This is a genomic window from Thioprofundum lithotrophicum, assembly GCF_055387065.1.
In genome coordinates this window covers 1,141,354-1,157,418 of sequence record NZ_AP042379.1, presented here as the reverse complement: position 1 = coordinate 1,157,418, position 16,065 = coordinate 1,141,354, and the positions used below count along the sequence as shown (strand labels likewise).

Here is a 16,065-nt window from a genome sequence, read left to right as displayed (position 1 = left end):
TCCTGGCGTCGTCCGGTTTCTCCGGTTGTTGGCGTTCGCCGGCTTCGACAAGGAGACCGGCTTCGATTCGGTTCCGGGCCGAGGCGGGGGCGGGTTTTCCTCGTTCCTCGCCACTCGTCCTTCGGCCCTTTCGCAGGCGGCTAGGCGGCCCGTTCCTGCAGGTCTTCGAGCAGGCTTTCGAGGCTGGCGGCGCGGGGCTTGACCAGCCAGAAGTCGCCGATGGCGCCGGCGAAGTCGTCGAGTATGGCCTGGCCGCGGGCGCTGCCGGTCTCCTGCACGAACTCCTCGATCACGCTGCGCAGGTGGTTGCGGTAGGCTTCCATCTGCTCGGTGCCGATGCGGGCGATCTCCACGTCGGCGTTGATGCGCTCGGCGAAGCGGTGTTCGGGATCGTAGACGTAGGCGAAACCGCCGGTCATGCCGGCGCCGAAGTTGCTGCCGGTGGCGCCGAGTACGGTGACCAGGCCGCCGGTCATGTATTCGCAGCCGTGATCGCCCACGCCCTCGACCACCGCGTGGCAGCCCGAGTTGCGCACCGCGAAACGCTCGCCGGCGGTGCCGGCGGCGAACAGCTTGCCGCCGGTGGCGCCGTACAGGCAGGTGTTGCCCATGATCGGGGTGGTGGTTGGATCGTAGGCCGCGCCTGCGGGGTGACGCAGCACCAGCTTGCCGCCGGCCATGCCCTTGCCCACGTAGTCGTTGGCGTCGCCTTCCAGGTACAGGTGCAGGCCGCCGGCGTTCCACACGCCGAAGCTCTGCCCGGCGGTGCCGGTGAGGCGCAGCACGATGGGTGCCGCTTCCATGCCGGTGTTGCCGTGGCGGGCGGCGATCTCGCCCGACAGGCGCGCGCCGATGGAGCGGTGGATGTTCTTCAGCGCATAGGCGAACTCGCCGCCGGTCTTGTTCTCGATGGCCGGCAGGGCGTCGCGCACCATCTGCTCGGCCAGCTCGCCCTTGTCGAAGGGTTCGTTCTTCGGCACCGTGCAGTGGCGCGGCTTGTCGGCCGGCACGCCGCCGTCGGAGAGCAGCGGCTCCAGGTTCAGGTGGCGCTGCTTGTCGGTGCTGCCTTCGAGGATGCGCAGCAGATCGGTGCGGCCGATCAGATCGGTGAGCTTGCGGCAGCCGAGGCTGGCCAGCAGCTCGCGCACTTCCTCGGCGATGAAGCGGAAGTAGTTCATCACCCACTGCACTTCGCCGCGGTAGTGTTCCAGGCGCAGGACCTTGTCCTGGGTGGCCACGCCGGTGGCGCAGTTGTTGAGGTGGCAGATCCGCAGGTACTTGCAGCCCATGGCGATCATGGGGCCGGTGCCGAAGCCGAAGCTCTCGGCGCCGAGGATCGCGGCCTTGACCACGTCGAGGCCGGTCTTGAGGCCGCCGTCGGTCTGCAGGCGCACCTTGTCGCGCAGATCGTTGGCGCGCAGCAGTTGGTGGGTTTCGGTCAGGCCCAGCTCCCAGGGGCCACCGGCATACTTCACCGAGGTCAGGGGGCTGGCGCCGGTGCCGCCGTCGTAGCCGGAGATGGTGATGAGATCGGCATAGGCCTTGGCCACGCCGGCGGCGATGGTGCCCACGCCGGCCTCGGCCACCAGTTTCACCGACACCAGGGCATCGGGGTTGACCTGCTTGAGATCGTAGATGAGCTGGGCCAGATCCTCGATGGAGTAGATGTCGTGGTGGGGCGGCGGCGAGATCAGCGGCACGCCGGGTTTGCAGTAGCGCAGCTCGGCGATGAGTTTGTTGACCTTGTGCCCGGGCAGCTGGCCGCCCTCGCCGGGCTTGGCGCCCTGGGCGATCTTGATCTGCAGCACCTCGGCCGAGCGCAGGTAGGCGGGGGTGACGCCGAAGCGGCCCGAGGCCACCTGCTTGATCTTGGAACGCTTGATGGTGCCGTAACGCTTCGGATCCTCGCCGCCTTCGCCCGAGTTGGAGCGCCCGCCGAGGGTGTTCATGGCTTCGGCGAGGGTTTCGTGGGCCTCGGGCGAGAGGGCGCCGAGGCTCATGGCCGCCGAGTCGAAGCGCTTGAGGATGGCTTCGGCCGGTTCGACCTCCTCGAGGGGAATGGGGGCCACGTCGTCACGCAGGGCCAGCAGGTCGCGCAGGGCCAGCACCGGGCGCTGGTTGACCAGCGCGGCGTATTCCTTGTACTTGGCGTAGTCGCCGCTTTGCACCGCGTCCTGCAGGGTGCGCACCACGTCGGGGTTGTAGGCGTGTTCCTCGCCGCCGTGGACGAACTTGAGCAGACCGCCCTGTTCCACCGGCTTGCGTGGGTTGAAGGCCAGGCGGGCGAGTGCCCGCAGATCCGCTTCCAGCTCGGCGAAGCGGCTGCCTTCCACGCGGTTGGTGGTGCCGGCGAAGCACAGATCCACCACTTCCTGGGCGAGCCCCACGCATTCGAAGAGCTGGGCGCCCCGGTAGCTGGAGATGGTGGAGATCCCCATCTTGGAGGTGATCTTGTACAGGCCCTTGTTGATGCCCTTGCGGTACTGGGCGTCGAGGGTGCAGGCGTCCTTGTCGTCGATGGCGCCGTCGCGGATCAGATCGCGGATCACCTCGTAGGCCAGGTAGGGGTAAATGGCGGTGGCGCCATAGCCCAGCAGCACGGCGAAGTGATGGGGATCGCGGGCGGTGCCGGTTTCCACCACGATGTTGGCGTCGCAGCGCAGCCCGGCGCGGATCAGGCGGTGGTGCACGGCGCCGGTGGCGTAGAGGGCGTGCACCGGCAGGCGGTCGGGGGCGATGTCGCGATCCGAGAGGATCAGGATCACCTTGCCGGCGCGCACGGCGGCTTCCGCCTCGTCGCAGATGGCCTCGATGGCCGCTTTCAGATCCGTGCCGCCGTCGCGGTTGAGGGCGATGGTGGCGCAGGCATAGTCGGGGTTGCTCGCGCCCAGCGTCTTGAGCTGGTTGAACTTGGAGGTGGAGAGCACCGGCGAGTCCACCAGCAGGCGGGCGGCGTGTTCCGGAGTCTCCTCGAACATGTTGCGCTCGCGGCCGAAGCAGGTTTCCAGCGACATCACCACCTGCTCGCGGATGGGATCGATGGGCGGGTTGGTGACCTGGGCGAACTGCTGGCGGAAGTTGTCGTAGGGAGAGCGGATCTTGCGCGAGAGCACCGGGAAGGGGGTGTCGTCGCCCATGGAACCGACCGCCTCCTGGCCGGCCTCGGCCAGCACGCGGATCACCTGATCCCGTTCCTCATAGGTGACCTGGAACAGCTTCTGGTAGGTGTCGATGGCCTCCGGCGAGAGGGTCGATTCGCAGGATTCCTCCTCCAGCTTCGATTCCAGCCGCATGGCGTGTTCCGCCAGCCACTGCTTGTAGGGATGGCGGTTCTTGAGCCGCTGGTCGATGTCTTCGGGCAGCAGCAGTTCGCCGGTCTCGGTATCGGCGGCGATCATCTGGCCGGGCTTGAGGCGGCCCTTCATGACCACGTCTTCGGGGGCGTAGTCCCACACCCCGATCTCCGAGGCCAGGGTGATGTGACGATCCCGGGTGATCACCCAGCGGGCCGGGCGCAGGCCGTTGCGATCCATGGAGCAGGCGGCATAGCGGCCATCGGTGAGCACGATGCCGGCCGGGCCGTCCCAGGGCTCCATGTGCATGGAGTTGTATTCATAGAAGGCGCGCAGATCCGCGTCCATCTCGGCCACGTTCTGCCAGGCCGGCGGGATCAGCAGACGCATGGCGCGGAAGATGTCCATGCCGCCGGCCAGCAGGGCCTCGAGCATGTTGTCGAGGCTGTTGGAGTCGGACCCGGTCATGGAGACCAGCGGGCGCACGTCTTCCATGGGCAGTTCGGGCGTCTCGAACTTGTGGCCGCGCGCCACCGACCAGTTGCGGTTGCCCTGGATGGTGTTGATCTCGCCGTTGTGGGCCAGGTAGCGGAAGGGCTGGGCCAGGCGCCACTGGGGCCAGGTGTTGGTGGAGAAGCGCTGGTGGAATACCGCCAGTGACGAGGCCATGGCCGGATCGGCCAGATCCCGGTAAAAGATCGGCAGGTTCTCCGGCATCACCAGCCCCTTGTAGGAGATGACCCGCGCGGAGAGGCTGGGGATATAGAAATAGTCGTCGTGGGGCTCGATGGCCTTCTCGGTGCGCCGGCGGGCGATGTAGAGGTGACGTTCGAAGGCCGTCTCGTCCATGTCCGCGGGGGCGTCGACGAAGATCTGTTCGATGGTGGGCAGGGTGCGCAGGGCTTCCTCGCCGCAGGCTTCGGGATCGACGGGGACGCTGCGCCAGCCGGCGGGATGCAGGCCTTCGGCCTTCAGTTCCTTTTCGAGGCGCTGGCGCGCCGCGGTGGCCTTCTGCGGATCGGGGCTCAGGAACACCATGCCGGCGGCGTAGCGTTCGGCAGGGGTGATGCCCAGCTCGCCGGCCACGCCGCGCAGGAAGTTGTCGGGCTTTTTCAGCAGCAGGCCGCAGCCGTCGCCGGTCTTGCCGTCGGCGGCCACGGCGCCGCGGTGGGTCAGGCGTGCCAAGGCGCCGATGGCGGTTTCCAGCAGCCAGTGGCTGGGCTTGCCGTCCATCTGGGCGATCAGGCCGAACCCGCAGTTGTCCCGTTCGAATTCGGGGCGGTACAGGCCGGGGTGGGGGATCTTGGGTGTGCTCACTGTCAGTCGAACCGTCTTTTTTGCCTGCAAATGATTGATTTTGCTGACCGAGCGCAAAAAAAGCCCGGGCAAAATGGTGTGGCAGTATACAGCCCGCGGCGGGCGTCTTCAATTCGCAGGGCAGGCAGGCCGGCCACACAGGGGGGTTGCCTTCCCGGCAGGCGGGAATGGCGGAAAGGAGAGAGACGGAGGCTGGAATGCAAGAACGGCCCCGCAGGGCCGTTCTTTCGTCTTGCTCAGGCCGTGGCCTTGCGCCGGCGCTTCTTCTTGCCGACCTTCTTCATGATGGCCGCGACCTGTTTCTTCTCCCAGCGCTCGACGGCGGCGGCGATGGCCTTGGCTTTCTTCTCGCCGAGCTTGAGCAGGGCCTGTTCGCGCTTGGCGAGGAGGCTGAGCTGTTCCTTGAGCTGGGCGATCTCCGCCTTGGCGGCGTCCTGGGCCATGCGGATTTCTTCCTTGGCGGCGGCGCGGGCTTCGCGCAGCGCTTCCTTGGAGGCTTTCAGATCTTCGCGCAGTTTGGCGATGAGGGCGCGGCGCTTGGCATCGAGTTCCTTGCGCTTGGCCGCGGCAGCCTTCTTGCGTGCAGCCGCTTTCTTCTTGGCAGCTTTCTTGGCCGTTGCGGTCTTGCGGGCGACGGTCTTTTTCTTCGCCACCTTCTTGCGCGCCACTTTTTTCTTGGCCGCTTTCTTCTTGGCGGCGGTGGCGGTCTTGCGACGTGCGGTTTTCTTCTTTGCAGCCATGGTATTCCCCCTGAGCGTGTTCGGTGTGTTCGAGTATAGCGTCTAATTCACGGTATGGAAACAAGGGCAAGCGGGTTTTGCCATGGGGTGGGAAACGCGGTTTCAGTGCGCTTCGAGTTCGGCATGGATGTCGGCGAAACGGCGTGGCCAGGGACGCAGTTTCTGCAAGGCCGCAGGCAGTTCGGTGATCGCCTTGCGTGCGTCTTGCCGGCTCGGATAATCCCCCTGAACGATCACGTAAACGGTTTGTTCGCCACGCCGGGTGCGATAGTAGACAGCCTTGCCGAGAAGCTGATGCTGACGCAGGAAACGGCGGATGCCGGCTTCGTCGCGACCGGCGAGCAGTTGCAGGGCATAGTGACTGGGATCACGGTTCCACAGCCATGACAGGTGATCATGCCGATCGAGGTTTGCCGGCGGCGGACGATGCAGCGGCAGTGTCTCGACGGGGCGCGTCGGCGTGTGGGCGAGCGCGGCCTGAATGCCGTCGAAGCGGCGAATCCAGGGCTTGCGCTCTTGTGCGCTGGCGGGCAGTTGGCGGAAGGCGCGTTGCGCGCTTTGCCGATCGGGAAAGCTGCCGACGATCACCGTGTACCAGGTCTGTCCGTTGCGCGGGTTGGCGAAGGCCACGGCCAGGCCCTCGAGCCCATGTTGCCGGACGAAGCGTTGCACGCTGTCACGCTGGCGGGTGGCGAGCAGTTGCAGGGTGTAATGCGTTGCGGGTTGCCTGTTGATCCAGTCCGTGTCCCAGAGGTTTGCGGGCGCCGGTGGCCTGGGTTTGGCGGATTTGGCAGGGGCCCCGGTGGTGGCTGACGGGCCGGGCGTGGTGCGTGGCCGGGGGGCGGCGTTGATCCGAATGGTGCCGGCGTCGGACACCCGATCGCCCGGCCCGTGGACTCGCACCTGCACGGTCTCGGCGTCGATGCCGGGCACGAACGTGATGCGGGCCGTGCGCGTGTCGATCCAGGTGATGCGTTCGGGTGGCAGGAAGCGGCGCGCTTGCGTGCGGATCAGCTCGATCCGGCTGTCGGCGGTGAAGCCTTCGCCGTGCAGGGTGAGGGTGACCGGTTCACGGCTGCCGGTGAGCGTGTCGGGCTTGATGCGCAGGAGACGGGGGGCAGGCGGTGGTGGCGGTACGTCGCCGGGCGGTTCGGTGGGGGAAGCGCTTTCGGCCGCTGGCGTGGATGCGGTTTCGGGCAGGGGGTTGACGGGTGCCGGGGGCGGCGCTTCGGTGGCCGGGGCCGGTGCCGGTTTGGGGGTGGAGGAAGGTGCGGTCGGGGTTGCCCCTGCCGTTTCAGGCGTGGCCGGTTCGGGCGTGCCGGGGGTTTCCGTGCGGGGCGGCGGTGAGGCTTCGAACAGGGCGTTGATCCGATCCTGGAAGATCAGGATCGTGATCAGAACCAGCGCCACGCCGGCGGCGGCCACCACCTGTCCGCGGCTGCGGTAACGCCAGGCCGAGGGCGTATCGTCTTCCGCCTCGGCTTCGTCCAGGGGCGGCGGGAGTTCGGTGTCCCCGTCGCTGAGCCACAGGTGGGCCGCTTCGTTGATGCGGGCCGGATTGCCCTGGGCCGTGCGCCAGATTTGATCGAGCGCCTTGTCGGTGAACGGGCTGGGCCCCTGGTGACCGGCCACGGCCAGGCGGTGGGCCAGGTAGTCGCCGAGGGTGTCGCGGTCGAGGGGCGGCACGTCGATGCTGTGGGTGATCCGTTCGCGCAGGGCGGCGATGGCCGGATCCTCCAGCATGGTTTCGATCTGGGGTTCGCAGGCGAGGATGCAGCGCAACAGGTTGCCTTCGGCGGCTTCCGCATCGGCCAGGTGGAACACGGCGAGCAGGGCGTCGCGGGGCAGTTCGTGGGCATCGTCGATGATCAGGATGGGCGTGCGATCCTGCTCGCGCAGTTTCAGCAGATGCTGGAACAGGGCCTCCTGCAGGGCGGCCGGGTCGTGGGGCGGGGCCGGCAGGCCGAAGCCCTCGGCGATGGCCAGCAGCAGGCGGTCGGCGTCCATCAGCGGGTGGGCCTGGATCCGGCACAGGGCCCACTCGGGGCGGGCCTCGGCGGCGAAGCGATCCAGCAGGCTGGTCTTGCCGATCCCGCGTTCGCCGATCAGCAGCAGGAGGAGGTTGGAATACTGGGTCAGGTGCTGCAGCATCTGCAGCCGCTGGCGGCGTTCGGCGTCGAGGAAGAGGAAGCGATCTTCGTGGGTGGGCGGGAAGGGGGCGGTGTTCAGACCGAGCCGCTCCTGATAGGCGGGTTCGAGCCGGGCGAGCTGCGCGACATCGTATTCGGTCATGGCGGCGCTTCCTGTCCCTGCATGAAGACCACTTTATAACCGCGTTTGAGCTGGGTGTCACGCACCCGCAACAGCGCTTCCAGGGCCGTGTCGCGATCCGCGAAGTGATCCTTCTTCACCCGCCCTGGCGATCCCTGCATGCCCCACTCCCGCACCAGGTTCCAGCCGCCCAGCAGATCCGGTTGCAGCGCCAGGTGATAGAAGCGCGGCGGCTTGCCGTCGAGGGCGGGGATTTGCAGGTAGATGCGCATGAGAATTAGTGGCGAGGGACGAGTGGCGAGTGACGAGGGACGGCGTTGGTGCAGGGGCTGTGAACACTGCTGTGCAAATGGCGATGTGTGGAGGATTCGGCAAACAAGGCTTTGAAAACAGATGACTCAATCATGATGTTGTCACCGTGGTTCGGTTCTTGTTTGTTTCCCCTCGCCACTCGTTCCTCGTCCCTCGTCCCTGTATTTACGTCAACTCCCCGGCATCGAAGATCCGCCGGTGTTCGGCGATGGCGTAGCGGTCGGTCATGCCGGCGATGTAGTCGGCCACGGCGCGGGCGCGGCCGGCCTGGCCGTCGCGTTCTTCCAGTTGGCGGATCCGCGCCTGGTGTTCCGGCTTGAGGAGTTTCGGATCCTGGAAGAAGGCATCGAACAGTTCCTGCAGGATGCGGCTGGCCTTGCGGGTCATGCGGTGGACCCGGTAGTGCTGGTAGAGCTCCCGGCGCAGGAACCGTTTGAGTTCCTGGTTGGCGGCGCGCATCGCTTCGCTGAAACGGATCAGGGGTTCGGGATGGGCGCGGACCGCGTCGATATCGGCTGGCGCCGCGGCTTCGATGGTGCGCTGGCTGGTTTCCACCAGATCGATGATTTGCAGGTTGATGAGCCGGCGGATGATTTCGTGGATCAGCCGGCGTTGCGGCAGGTCGGGATGGCGCGCGGTGACTTCCTCGTACTGTTCCCGGAACAGGGTGATCTCCAGCAGCGGCGGCATCTGGATCAGGCCGGAGCGCAGGCCGTCGTCCACGTCGTGGTTGTTGTAGGCGATCTGATCGGCCAGGTTGACCAGTTGTGCCTCGAGGGAGGGCTGGGTCTTGTCGAGGAAGCGACGGCCCACCTCGCCGAGGCTTTCGGCGTGGCGCGGCGAGCAATGCTTGAGGATGCCTTCACGGGCCTCGAAGGTGAGGTTGAGGCCGGGAAAGTCGGCGTAGCGTTCCTCGAGGGTGTCGACCACGCGCAGGGATTGCAGGTTGTGCTCGAAGCCGCCGTAGTCGCGCATGCAGGCGTTGAGGGCGTCCTGGCCGGCATGGCCGAAGGGGGTGTGGCCGAGATCGTGGGCCAGGGCGATGGTTTCCGCCAGATCCTCGTTCAGGTGCAGGATGCGGGCGATGGAGCGGCTGATCTGGGCGACTTCGATGGAGTGGGTGAGGCGGGTGCGGAACATGTCGCCTTCGTGGTTGACGAAGACCTGGGTCTTGTATTCCAGGCGGCGGAAGGCGGCGGAGTGGACGATGCGATCCCGGTCGCGCTGGAACTCGCTGCGGTATTCGGGGGGCGGTTCGGGATAGTGCCGCCCGCGGCTGCTTTCCGGTCTTGCGGCCCAGGGCGCCAGATCAGGCATGACGGCTGTCGGCAGCATCCGCGGCGCGCAGCGCCTCGATGGTCTCGCGCAGGTGCCCGGGATCGAACCGGTCGGTGACGAAGGCCTCGCCGAGGGCACGCAGCAGCACCAGGTGGATGCGCCCGGCGCGGACCTTCTTGTCCACGGCCATGATTTCCATGAAGCGGTCGTAGTCCATGAAGGCCGGGGCCCGGGTCGGCAGGCGGGCGCTGGCGATGAGGCGCTCCACCCGCGCCACGTCGGCCGGGCTCAGCCAGCCTTCCCGGGCGGAGAGATCGGCGGCCATCAACATGCCGGTGCCCACGGCCTCGCCGTGCAGCCAGTTGCCGTAGCCGGCGCCGGTTTCGATGGCATGGCCGAAGGTGTGGCCGAGGTTGAGCAGGGCGCGCTGGCCGCTTTCCCGTTCGTCGGCGGCCACCACTTCGGCCTTGTGCCGGCAGGAGGTTTCGATGGCCTCGGCGGTGGCCTGCGGCTCCCGTGCGAGCAGCCGGGCCATGTTGGCTTCCAGCCAGGTGACGAAGGCCTCGTCGCGGATCAGGCCATACTTGATTACCTCCGCCAGGCCCGCCGAGAGCTGGCGATCTTCCAGGGTGTCGAGGGTATCGGTGTCGATGACCACGCAGCGGGGCTGGTGGAAGGCGCCGATCATGTTCTTGCCCAGGGGATGGTTGACGCCGGTCTTGCCGCCCACCGAGGAGTCCACCTGGGCCAGCAGGGTGGTGGGAAGCTGGAGGAAGTCGACGCCACGCTGGTAGGTGGCGGCGGCGAAGCCGGTCATGTCGCCCACCACCCCGCCCCCGAGGGCCACCAGGGTGCAGTGGCGGTCGAAGCGGGCGCGCAGCAGGGCATCGTAGATCCGATCCACGGTCTCGAGCGTCTTGTACTGCTCGCCGTCGGGCAGGATCACCGTCTCGATCTCGAAATCGGCGAAGGCCTGGCGGGCCTTGTCGAGGTACAGGGGGGCGACCGTCTCGTTGCTGACGATCAGGACCTGGGTGCCGCGCACGTGCGGGCGGATCAGTTCGGCGCGGCCGAGCAGGTTCTGGCCGATGTGGATGGGATAGCTGCGATCGCCGAGGTCGACGGTGAGGGTCTTCATGGCCTTGCCGGGTTGCGGGAGCGGTTGCCTAATTATATCGGCAATGGCGTCATTGCGCCTGCAACTGGCGAAGCAGGGCCTGGACCGCCTGGCGGATGCCCCGCTGACCGGTCTCGAAGACGATGTCGGCCACTTCGCGGTAGAGGGGTTCGCGCTCGCGCAGGAGGGCCTCCAGCCGGGCCCGGGGATCGGCGGTCTGCAGGAGGGGGCGGTTGCGGTCCTTGCCGGTGCGCGCCAGCAGCTCGTCGAGGCTGGCGTGGAGGTAGATCACGGTGCCGCGGGCCTGCAGATGGCGGCGGTTCTCCGGGTCCAGCACGGCGCCGCCGCCGGTGGCCAGCACCAGATTGGGGCGGCGGGTCAGCTCGTCGATGACGGCCTTCTCGCGCTTGCGGAAACCGGCTTCCCCTTCCACGTCGAAGATCCAGGGAATCGTAGCCCCGGTGCGGGTCTCGATTTCCTGATCCGAATCGGCGAAGTCCATGCCCAGGGCCTCGGCCAGCTTGCGGCCGATGGTGGTTTTGCCGGCGCCCATGGGCCCGACGAGGAAGATGTTGGGTCGTGAGGCCATGTCAGGAAAGGCGGCCCATCCGGCGTTGTCGCCGGATGGGCCTGACGGAACTCAGAGGCGAGTTTCTTCCTTGAGCAGCTTGGGGGAGATGAAGATCAGCAGTTCCGATTTGCTGTCTTGTTCGGCCCGGTTGCGGAACAGCCCGCCCACCAGAGGCAGATCGCCGAAGAAGGGGATCCGGTTGATGTTCTGGGTCTTGGATTGCTCGTAGACGCCGCCGAGGACGATGGTCTCGCCGTTGTCCACCAGCACCTGGCTGGTGACCTTGTTGGTATCGATGGGGGGTACGCCGAGGACTTCACGCGAGAAGTCCGGTTTGTCCTTGGTGACCTCCAGATCCATGATGATCCGCTCGTCCGGGGTGATCTGCGGCGTGACTTTGAGGCTCAGCACCGCCTTCTTGAAGGAGATGGAGGTGGCGCCGCTGGAAGCGGCCTGCTGGTAGGGGATCTCGGTGCCCGTCTCGATGGTGGCCTCCTGCTGGTTGGCGGTGATCACCCGCGGGCTGGAGATGGTCTCCGACTTGCCCTCGGCCTGGGCGGCGGACAGTTCCAGATCCAGCAGGGTGCCGAAGGGCAGCCTGGCGATGGCCAGGCCGATGCGGCCGGCCGTCGGGGAGGTGGCCGGGAGGTTGACGTTCAGGCGCTGGTCGAGCTGGGGCGTGGTGCTGAATTGGTTGAAGCTGTCGGCCGAGTTGAGCGAACCGGAGGTCGTGATCTGGCCGTTGGCGGCCTTGGTGGTGGAGACGCCGAACTTCACGCCCAGCTCCTTGCTGAAGGTGGTGCCGGCCAGCACCACCCGCGATTCGATCAGGACCTGGCGGATGGGAATGTCCAGCTCCTTGACCAGGGCAATCACTTCGTCGATGTGATCGGCCGTGTCGGTGACCAGCAGCTTGTTGGTGCGCTGATCCACGGTCACCGAGCCGCGCGCAGAAAGCAGGCCCTGCTCCTTGGATTTGATGAGCTTGGCCAGTTCCTCGGCCTTGGCGTAGTTGACCTGGATGGTCTCGTTGACCAGCGGCGCCAGTTCCACCACCTGCTTGGCGGCCTCCAGTTCCAGTTTTTCCTGGGCGGCGATCTCCTCGGCCGGCGCGATCAGCATCACGTTGCCGGAGACCCGCTTGGCCAGGCCCTTGGTCTTGAGGATGATGTCCAGGGCCTGATCCCAGGGCACGTTCTTCAGGCGCAGGGTCAGGTTGCCGCTGACCGAATCGGAGACCACCATGTTCAGGCCGGTGAAGTCGGCGATCAGCTGCAGGACCGCGCGCACGTCGATGTTCTGGAAGTTTAGCGACAGGCGCTCACCCGTGTAGGGGAACTTGCGCTTCTCCTTGCCCACCAGTTCTTCCTTCTTGGGCTTGGGCTTGATGTCGATGGTCAGCTTCTCGTTGGCCTGGTAGGCGATGTGGTCGAAATCGTTCGCCGCGCTGATGACCAGCCGCACGTCGTTGCCGTGGTTGAAGGCGTCCACGGTGCGCACCGGGGTGGCGAAGTCGGTGACGTCGAGCCGGCGTTCGAGTTTTTCCGGCAGCTTGCTGTTCTTGAGGGTGACGATGAGCTGCTTGCCCCGCTTCTTCATGTCGATGGGGGTGTTGGGATCGACCAGGGTGAGCACGACCCGGCCCTCGCCCTTGAGGCCGCGCCGGAAGTCGATGTCGGCCACGTTGACGTCGGCTGCAGAGAGCGTGGGCGCCTGTGTACCCTTGGCGGCCACGGCAGTGAAGCCGCCGCGGGCCGACTTGTCCGTCAGGGTGAGGACGATTTCGTTGCCCTGTACCCGGGTTTCATAGCCGATGAGCCGGGCCAGGTTGACCACCACCCGGGTGCGGCCGCCGGCCTCGACGGCGGTGATCCGCCGTGCCACGCCCACGTCGATGTCCTTGTAGCGTTGTTTCAGGCCCAACCGGGTGTTGGGCAGATCCAGGGCGATACGGGCCGGGTTGTCGATGGTGAAGGTGGAGGGTTCCGGCGCCGCTTCGGCCAGTTTCAGGCGGATCTGGACCCGCTCGCCGGGCAGGGTGGTGAACTGGATGTCCTCCAGGGTGTTGGCCCAGACCACGGCCGGCAGGGTGAGCAGGAGCAGGCCGTGGATCAGACTGCGCAGCCAGAGAGTGAAGGGAGCAGGGTTTGTTCTCATTGTCGTGTTCTCCATCAGGTCCTACTCGGCCAGCGTGAGGGTCGCCTCGCGATCGACCCAGCCTCCGGTGGCACCGTTCGGGATGATTTCCTTGATCTTGATCTGGTTCTCGCCGATTTCGACGATTTCGCCGAAGTTCTTGCCCAGGTGGTTGCCCACCTGGACCCGGTAGACCGTGTTGTCCGGGGCAGCGATCAGCGCCCACAGCTTGCCTTTCTTCTCCAGCGTGCCGACATACTTGAGGCTGTCCAGGGGGAACTCCTCCAGCGCTTCGCGCTTGCGGTTCATGTCGGGCCGCAGGCCCGGATTCGCTTGCGGCTGGCGCACTTCCTCGAAATAGGGCGAGAAGGGATCGCGCCGGTCGTCTTCCACGTAGACGAAGGTGTCGTAGGGCTTGACCTCGGGGATGGGCTTGATCTTGCCGCCCGGCCGGGCCTTGACCTTGTCCACCCAGGCCCGGAGATCGTCATGCTCGGTGCCGCTGCAGGCGGCCACCAGGAGGGGGGCGGCCAGCAGCAGGAGCCGGGCGAGCGGGATGCGGGTTCGATTGCCTGCCATATCAGTACTTTACCGGTTTATCTGCGTCTGCGGCCTTTGCGTTTCTTGGCCTTCTTCTTGCGGGCGGCGGCGATCTCCGCCTCGTCCATGTAACGGTAGGTCTTGGCCGTGACCTCCATCACCAGCTTGTTGTTCTTGTCACGCTTGATGTTGATGTCGTGCAGGGTGACGATGCGCGGCAGTGCGGCGATGCCGCTGACGAAGCGCCCGAACTGGTGATAGGTGCCGGTCATCTTCATCTTGATGGGCAGCTCGGCGTAGAACTCGATCTGGCGTTCCTGGCCGGGCTGGAAGAGCTGGAACTCCACGCCGGCGGCCAGGCCGGTCTGGGAGATGTCCACCAGCAGATCCTCGACCTCGGTCTTGCTCGGCAGCTGGCGCAGCATGGCGCCGAAGGACTTCTTCATTTCCTCGAGCTGGGCCTTGTACTTGTCCAGGTTGGCGGCCTTGGACTGCTTCTGCTCGAATTCCTTTTTCAGGCGGGTTTCCTGGGCCCGGGCGCGTTCCAGGTCGTCGAGCTGGCCCTGGATGTCGAGGAAGTAGCCGGCCACCAGGATCAGGATGCAGGCCACCACGATCAGACCGGCCTTGACCGGCACCGGCCAGGCGCCCAGATTGCTGAAGTCCAGGTTGTTCAGATCGATGTCTTTCATGAGGCTTTCTTCTCTTCCGCCTGGCGAAGCTGGACGGCACGCAGGACGAAGCTGCGTTCATCGCTATCCGATTTGGGATCCTTCTTGATCACCTGCAGTTGCGGATTGGCCAGCCAGGGCGAGGCCTCGATGTTGCGCATCAGCGCCGAGACCCGGGCGTTGGACTGGGCGCGGCCTTCGAGGATCAGGTTCTTGCCCTGCTGCTTGAGGCTGACCAGATAGGTGCCTTCGGGCATGATCTTGGCGATTTCGTCGAACAGATGGACGATTTCCGGGCGGTTGCGCTGTAGTTGCTCGATGACCTCCATGCGCGCCAGCAGCCGTTTGCGTTCCTTGGCCAGGTTGTCGATTTCCTTGATCTGCTTCTCGACCTTGACGATCTCCTTCTTCAGGAAATCGTTGCGGGACTGCTGTTTCTGGATCTGGTTGGCGATCTGGATGTGCACCAGGGCGATGATCGCCAGCATCAGCAGGGCCGAGAGGCCCAGGATGGTGAGAAACTGCCGGAGCTGTTCCTTGCGTTGTTCTTCGCGCCAGGGGAGCAGGTTGATACGGGCCATCAGTCGAAACTCCTCAGGGCCAGGCCGCAGGCGATCATCAGGGCCGGGGCGTCGTTACTCAGGCTCTGTGCCTTGACCCGGGAGGCGAGGGTCATGTTGGCAAAGGGGTTGGCGATGGAGGTGTGCACGCCGAGCTTGTCGGCGATCAGCTCGTCGATGCCGGGAATCATGGCGCTGCCGCCGGCCAGCACGATGTGATCCACGCTGCTGTACTGGTTGGCCGAAAAGAAGAATTGCAACGAACGGCTGACCTGCTGGGCCATGGCCTCCATGAAGGGCTCGAGCACTTCCGGGACGTAGTTGTCGGGCAGGCCGCCCTGGCGCTTGGCCATGCCGGCCTCCTCGTAGGAGAGGCCGTAACGGCGCTGGATCTCCTCGGTGAGCTGCTTGCCGCCGAACACCTGTTCCCGGGTGTAGATGTTCTTCAGATCGTGCATCACGTTGAGGGTGGTCATGGTGGCGCCCACGTCCACCACGGCGATGGTCTGGTCGATGCCCTGTTCGGGCAGCTGGGGGGCCAGCAGCTGGAAGGCGTTCTCGATGGCGTAGGCTTCCACGTCGATGATCTTGGCCTTCAGCCCGGCCAGCTCGATGGCCGCCACCCGCACGTCCACGTTTTCCGAGCGGGAGGCGGCCAGCAGCACGTCCACCCGTTCCGGGTCGTTCTCGGTGGGGCCGAGCACCTCGAAGTCCAGGTTCACTTCCTCGAGGGGGTAGGGAATATATTGATCGGCTTCCAGCTGGATCTGCTGCTCCAGCTCATCCTCGCTGAGGTTGGCGGGCATGGACACGGTCTTGGTGATGACCGCGGAACCGGCCACCGCTGCCGCCGCGAATTTGGTGCGGCTGCCGGAGCGCTTGACCGCCCGCTTGATGGCTTCGCCGACCGCCTCGACGTCCGAGATGTTCTTCTCGATCACCGAATTGGGGGGCAGGGGTTCCACCGCGTAGCTCTCGACCCGCAGGCGGTCTCCGCTCTTGCCCAGCTCCAGCAGCTTGACCGCGGTGGAGCTGATGTCGAGCCCGAGAACGGGTGGCTTTTTCGGCTTGAAGAGGTCGGCCAGGCCCATATTTTCTCTTTGCGTGACTAGGGGTTAGGTGAAATAGGTGTATAACTACTTTAGGTTTTAGAGTCAACTATAGGTCAAGTAATGAATAAATACAAATATCTCGTATAGTGTCGACTCGCCCCAGGCAGTATACTCACGATTCCTTCAGTATCGGAGCCCTCCGCGCGG

The 16,065-nt window shown here is 65.7% G+C and carries 12 protein-coding genes; all 12 read right to left on the bottom strand.

Annotated features, from left to right (window positions below):
• Positions 1–140 precede the first annotated feature (140 nt).
• Complete coding sequence (gltB, locus tag ACZ5BH_RS05490; protein ID WP_464890911.1) at positions 141–4,610, bottom strand: glutamate synthase large subunit; 4,470 nt, start codon at positions 4,608–4,610, stop codon at positions 141–143.
• A gap of 236 nt (positions 4,611–4,846) precedes the next feature.
• On the bottom strand, positions 4,847–5,350 hold the full coding sequence (locus ACZ5BH_RS05485; RefSeq protein WP_464890910.1) for a hypothetical protein: 504 nt from the start codon (positions 5,348–5,350) through the stop codon (positions 4,847–4,849).
• Positions 5,351–5,452: 102 nt separating this feature from the next.
• A complete protein-coding gene (locus tag ACZ5BH_RS05480; RefSeq protein ID WP_464890909.1) occupies positions 5,453–7,642 on the bottom strand; it encodes an SPOR domain-containing protein in 2,190 nt (729 codons plus the stop codon).
• The gene (locus ACZ5BH_RS05475) at positions 7,639–7,893 is read right to left on the bottom strand and encodes a WGR domain-containing protein (RefSeq protein ID WP_464890908.1); all 255 of its coding nucleotides are present in this window, start codon (positions 7,891–7,893) and stop codon (positions 7,639–7,641) included. Before ACZ5BH_RS05475 ends, ACZ5BH_RS05480 begins: the two co-directional genes overlap by 4 nt.
• A 205-nt stretch (positions 7,894–8,098) precedes the next feature.
• The gene (locus ACZ5BH_RS05470; protein WP_464890907.1) at positions 8,099–9,250 is read right to left on the bottom strand and encodes a deoxyguanosinetriphosphate triphosphohydrolase; all 1,152 of its coding nucleotides are present in this window, start codon (positions 9,248–9,250) and stop codon (positions 8,099–8,101) included.
• Entirely contained in the window at positions 9,243–10,349 is a 1,107-nt protein-coding gene (gene aroB / locus ACZ5BH_RS05465; protein ID WP_464890906.1) for a 3-dehydroquinate synthase, read from the bottom strand. The genes ACZ5BH_RS05470 and aroB overlap by 8 nt, the downstream gene beginning before the upstream one ends.
• Positions 10,350–10,398: 49 nt before the next feature.
• Entirely contained in the window at positions 10,399–10,917 is a 519-nt protein-coding gene (aroK, locus tag ACZ5BH_RS05460) for a shikimate kinase AroK (RefSeq protein ID WP_464890905.1), read from the bottom strand.
• Positions 10,918–10,968: 51 nt separating this feature from the next.
• Entirely contained in the window at positions 10,969–13,056 is a 2,088-nt protein-coding gene (gene pilQ / locus ACZ5BH_RS05455; protein WP_464890904.1) for a type IV pilus secretin PilQ, read from the bottom strand.
• A 21-nt stretch (positions 13,057–13,077) separates the two neighbouring features.
• Positions 13,078–13,614, bottom strand: coding sequence for a pilus assembly protein PilP (locus ACZ5BH_RS05450; protein ID WP_464890903.1), 537 nt, complete (start codon positions 13,612–13,614; stop codon positions 13,078–13,080).
• 17 nt (positions 13,615–13,631) lie between these two features.
• Positions 13,632–14,267 (bottom strand): type IV pilus inner membrane component PilO, encoded by a 636-nt coding sequence (locus ACZ5BH_RS05445; RefSeq protein ID WP_464890902.1) that lies wholly within the window; start codon positions 14,265–14,267, stop codon positions 13,632–13,634.
• Positions 14,264–14,827, bottom strand: coding sequence for a PilN domain-containing protein (locus tag ACZ5BH_RS05440; RefSeq protein WP_464890901.1), 564 nt, complete (start codon positions 14,825–14,827; stop codon positions 14,264–14,266). The genes ACZ5BH_RS05445 and ACZ5BH_RS05440 overlap by 4 nt, the downstream gene beginning before the upstream one ends.
• Positions 14,827–15,897, bottom strand: coding sequence for a pilus assembly protein PilM (locus tag ACZ5BH_RS05435; RefSeq protein WP_464890900.1), 1,071 nt, complete (start codon positions 15,895–15,897; stop codon positions 14,827–14,829). Before ACZ5BH_RS05435 ends, ACZ5BH_RS05440 begins: the two co-directional genes overlap by 1 nt.
• Between the last annotated feature and the right edge of the window lie 168 nt (positions 15,898–16,065).

Coding starts and splice junctions, on each gene's coding strand:
- ACZ5BH_RS05435 (WP_464890900.1), bottom strand. CDS start 15,897: ATGGGCCTGGCCGACCTCTTCAAGCCGAAAAAGCCACCCGTTCTCGGG.
- ACZ5BH_RS05475 (WP_464890908.1), bottom strand. CDS start 7,893: ATGCGCATCTACCTGCAAATCCCCGCCCTCGACGGCAAGCCGCCGCGC.
- ACZ5BH_RS05485 (WP_464890910.1), bottom strand. CDS start 5,350: ATGGCTGCAAAGAAGAAAACCGCACGTCGCAAGACCGCCACCGCCGCC.
- aroK (WP_464890905.1), bottom strand. CDS start 10,917: ATGGCCTCACGACCCAACATCTTCCTCGTCGGGCCCATGGGCGCCGGC.
- ACZ5BH_RS05470 (WP_464890907.1), bottom strand. CDS start 9,250: ATGCCTGATCTGGCGCCCTGGGCCGCAAGACCGGAAAGCAGCCGCGGG.
- pilQ (WP_464890904.1), bottom strand. CDS start 13,056: ATGAGAACAAACCCTGCTCCCTTCACTCTCTGGCTGCGCAGTCTGATC.
- ACZ5BH_RS05445 (WP_464890902.1), bottom strand. CDS start 14,267: ATGAAAGACATCGATCTGAACAACCTGGACTTCAGCAATCTGGGCGCC.
- ACZ5BH_RS05480 (WP_464890909.1), bottom strand. CDS start 7,642: ATGACCGAATACGATGTCGCGCAGCTCGCCCGGCTCGAACCCGCCTAT.
- ACZ5BH_RS05440 (WP_464890901.1), bottom strand. CDS start 14,827: ATGGCCCGTATCAACCTGCTCCCCTGGCGCGAAGAACAACGCAAGGAA.
- ACZ5BH_RS05450 (WP_464890903.1), bottom strand. CDS start 13,614: ATGGCAGGCAATCGAACCCGCATCCCGCTCGCCCGGCTCCTGCTGCTG.
- aroB (WP_464890906.1), bottom strand. CDS start 10,349: ATGAAGACCCTCACCGTCGACCTCGGCGATCGCAGCTATCCCATCCAC.